At 60.6% G+C, this 2714-nt stretch carries 3 protein-coding genes; 1 reads left to right on the forward strand and 2 read right to left on the reverse strand.

What is annotated here, in order from left to right; all coding sequences use genetic code 11:
• Together ABJK70_RS23230 and ABJK70_RS23235 are read right to left on the reverse strand one after the other, a co-directional pair.
• Positions 1-432: metal ABC transporter permease (locus ABJK70_RS23230; protein WP_347259280.1), on the reverse strand; the 432-nt coding region annotated here is incomplete at its 3' end.
• A gap of 4 nt (positions 433-436) precedes the next feature.
• Positions 437-1138: a metal ABC transporter ATP-binding protein gene (locus ABJK70_RS23235; protein ID WP_077730170.1), complete on the reverse strand. Its 702-nt coding sequence runs from the start codon at positions 1136-1138 to the stop codon at positions 437-439.
• Positions 1139-1322: 184 nt separating this feature from the next.
• On the opposite strand from ABJK70_RS23235, the gene ABJK70_RS23240 reads away from it, so the two are divergent.
• Positions 1323-2129, forward strand: a complete 807-nt coding sequence (locus ABJK70_RS23240; RefSeq protein ID WP_205781144.1) for a hypothetical protein — start codon at positions 1323-1325, stop codon at positions 2127-2129.
• Positions 2130-2714 lie beyond the last annotated feature (585 nt).

A 2714-nucleotide genomic window follows, 5' to 3' on the forward strand; every position in this document is an offset into this window, starting at 1 on the left:
GACCAGGTTCGAGTAGATGTGCCGGACCATGAAAAAAATGCCCAGAGCTATCGCTACCGTAATCACAGCGGTCGTCACCGTTATCCGCGACACATCGCCGAGCAGTGCGATATCGGTTTCTTCCTCCGGCAGAAACAGAAAAGCCGTCGCAAGAGCCGTGGAAAACACGACGGCGGTGAGCGCCTCGAGATGCAGCCTGGTCACTCTTTCCAGATACCAGATAAGAAGCATCCCGAAACCCAAGAACAAGACCGCACCGATGGAAACATCGAAATCGTACAGCAGCGCCAACGCGATCCCGGGCAAGGTCAAATGCCCCAGGGCGCCGCCCACCAGCGCCATGCGCTTGCTCAGCATCAGCGAACCGAGGTAGCCGGCGACCGCGCCGGTGGCGCCACCAAGGATCAGGGCAAGCAGGATTTTTCCGCTCATAAAATCACCGATGGTGATGCTCGTAATATTTCACGCCGGTACCGTAGAGCGCCTGGAGCTGCTGCGGCGTGAGCACTTCCTGGGGGGCGCCCATGCAAAGCTGCTGCCGGTTGAGGCAAAGCACGACCGACGCATATTCCCACACCACATGGAGGTCGTGCGTCACCAGCAGGATGGTCAGGGGTTTTCTTTGCCGGTAGCGGTTGAGCAAGGTATAGATCGTCTCCTCGCCCCCCACGTCGATGCCCGCGGTGGGCTCGTCCAGCAACAGCACGTCGGGATCGTTCACCAGCGCCCACGCGATCAGCATGCGCTGGAACTGGCCTGTCGACAAAGCTCCGAACGGTCGTTGCAGCAGGGATTCGTCCAGTCCGACCTCGGCGAACATCCGTTTCACGGCGTCGACATCGCGGGTCTTGAAACGAAAGAACTCCTCGATACTGAGCGGCGGAAGCTCCTGGCGTTGCAGAAACTCCTGAGGCGGCAGATAACTGATGTTTCGGGTCTGCCAGGTGACCGTCCCCTGATAAGGGATCAGGCCGAGGAGCGCCCTGAGCAGCGTCGTCTTTCCCGCGCCGTTCGGTCCCAGGATCACGAAGACGGCGCCCTCGGCCACCGAGAACGAAAGATCGCGGATGATCGTTTCGTCGCCGTAAGACACCGAAATCCCTTGGACGGTCAAGATCGAAGGCTGATTATCCGTCATGTTCCCGTTCGCCTTCCGTTATGCTTCCTGAGCGGATAGTGCCAAACCGGGAGCCAGAGGACAAGCCCGCAAAACTTCGTGTCCGCCAGCGCGCCTCACCTTAAGCGGCATCGCGTTAACCCCGTTTCTTGCTTTCGGCGGGAAGCCGTCGCAAACTCGAGTCTAATCATCAAGGAGGAAAAGCATGGTTTTCCGGAAAGACAAGCGAATACTGCGGCCATCGGGACGCATGCCGATAGACCGGCGGACGCTGAAAACGCTCGTCGCGCCGATTTTCTTGCTTTTGTCGCTATGTAACGCCGTCTTGGCCGAAGAAACCCGGATCATGCTGCGGGTGAAAGGCGTCGATTCCAAGTTCGTCGGCAGCGGTGTCGGTGGGGTACGGGCGGTGGTCGAGGACGCCGAGACCGGGGAGATTCTGAATCAGGGGTGGATTACCGGCGGCACCGGCGACACCAAACGCCTCATGGAAACCCCTCACCAGCGCGGTCAGCCGCTCGCCGACGACAACACGGCGGGTTATTTGGCCCGGCTCGACCTCGCCGAGCCACGACTGCTGCGCTTCAAGATATTCGGTCCGTACGGACAGCGCCAATCTCTGCAAGAGGCGAGCGTGACCAGTTGGGTCGTACCCGGCAAGCACATCATCGGCGACGGCATCGTCATCCATTTACCCGGTTTCATCGTGCGCGGCGGAATCTCCGCGCTGGAGAAAGGTCAGGCCAAGCTGGAAGCGGAGGTGACGATGATGTGCGGCTGCCCCATCAGCAAGGGCGGCCTATGGGATGCCGACAAATACGAAGTAAAGGCCTTGCTGAAACGGGACGGCAACGCGGTGGGCGAATATCCTCTAGCATTCACCGGCGAAGTCAATCATTTTGCGGCACAGGTGCCGGCGCGGGACAAGGGGGACTATGAAGCGGTGATTTACGCCTACGACCCCGGCACCGGCAATACTGGTGTGGACAGAGTGGTCTTCGGAGCCAAATAAGTCCGCCACTGTCCCGAGCGCTGGAGCGGCCCACCCAAGCCACTCGCTCTCGATTGCCCCGGCGCTCCATGGCTATGGGTCGCCTTTGGCGGTTATGACGCGGCCTTCTTGCAGAAGAACCAGCGAGTAGGTCGGGAATCCCTCCCAATCGCAAACGGGCCTTTAATCGGCCCCTTCCAATCGCAAACGTCGCTTTAGTCGCGACCTTCCAATCGCAAACGGCGTCTTCGGGAAGGGGCTGGCCGGCGCTCCCGGCCAGGCCGTTTGCGATTGGAAGGGTCATCCCAGCGCTCCTGGGATGACCGTTTGCGATTGGAGCGCCGAAGCCGCCCTTCCCGACGCCATGCCCCGGCCAAGCGTCTTCGTCGGCAAGGGATTGCCGACCTACGACCGTACATCCCCATAGGTCGGGAATCCCTTCCCGACGCCACGGCCCGCCCGAGCGTCTTCGCCGGCAAGGGATTGCCGACGAATGCTTGAATCGGTTCACCCGAGCCGAAGGCGCCAGCGACTTCCGCCAAGCCTGTTTTGCCGTACGAGCGAATTGTGCGGCCAGTGCGATTGACTCGACGTGGTCGTACTTAG

It is taken from the genome of Methylocaldum sp. (assembly GCF_039794385.1).
GTDB lineage: Bacteria > Pseudomonadota > Gammaproteobacteria > Methylococcales > Methylococcaceae > Methylocaldum.